This window comes from Bradyrhizobium sp. Kon69 (genome assembly GCF_055807515.1).
The window spans coordinates 1-491 of the sequence record NZ_JBVVOS010000109.1; the positions used below are offsets into that span (position 1 = coordinate 1).

The 491-nt window shown below is 61.7% G+C and carries 1 protein-coding gene; it reads right to left on the minus strand.

All coding sequences use genetic code 11. The annotated features are described in order from the left end of the window. Positions 1–467: electron transfer flavoprotein subunit beta/FixA family protein (locus tag AC0L3U_RS38430; protein ID WP_473364965.1), on the minus strand; the 467-nt coding region annotated here is incomplete at its 3' end. Positions 468–491 lie beyond the last annotated feature (24 nt).

The window sequence follows — 491 nt, forward strand, 5'->3', positions numbered from 1 at the left end:
GTGACCTTGAAGTCGCTGCCTTCGACCTCGAGCTTCGAGGCGAAGGTCGCCTGCGACCAGCCGAGCAGCGCGGCCAGCATCTGGCCGGTCTGATTGCTGTCGTCGTCGATCGCCTGCTTGCCGAGAATGATCAGGCCCGGCTGCTCTTCGTCCGCAATCTTCTTCAGGATCTTGGCGACCGCGAGCGGCTCGACCGCACCCTCGGCCTTCACCAGGATGCCGCGATCGGCTCCCATGGCGAGACCGGTGCGGATCGTTTCCGATGCCTGCGCCGGTCCGATGGAGACCACCACGACTTCGGTCGCCTTGCCGGCTTCCTTCAGGCGCAGCGCTTCTTCGACCGCAATTTCGTCGAACGGGTTCATGGACATTTTGACGTTGGCGAGTTCAACGCCCGATCCATCGCTCTTGACGCGGACCTTGACGTTGTAATCGACCACCCGCTTTACCGGCACCAAGACCTTCATCGATCCTCTTTCACTCAATCTGGG